Annotated in this window: 1 protein-coding gene; it reads left to right on the plus strand. The window is 73.7% G+C overall.

The features are described 5' to 3' along the window. On the plus strand, window positions 1-207 hold a 207-nt coding region (locus ABD089_RS06205), incomplete at its 5' end, for a hypothetical protein (RefSeq protein ID WP_343885366.1). Window positions 208-278: the final 71 nt, after the last annotated feature.

Genomic DNA, 278 nt, shown 5'->3' on the forward strand with positions numbered 1-278 from the left:
GCCCGCCGCAAGGAGCTGGCCGCCGAGAATCGCGCTGCTGGCCTGTCCCTGGGCGACGACGAGGTGGACGAGCTGCCCGTCGCTCGTCGTGCCGCCGTGCACGCGCAGGAGCGTCCTGCCGTCACCGGCGGTGCCGCCGCGGCTCCTCGTCCCGGGCACGGCCTGCGCGACGAGGCCGCCGAGGTCCGCGAAGACCACACCCACTGACGAAGACCACACCCACTGACGCGTCGACGGGTTACCTCGAACCGAACGCACCAGCGCCCGGACCCCTGAGG

Source organism: Luteococcus sanguinis, from assembly GCF_039527675.1.
Taxonomy (GTDB): domain Bacteria; phylum Actinomycetota; class Actinomycetes; order Propionibacteriales; family Propionibacteriaceae; genus Luteococcus; species Luteococcus sanguinis.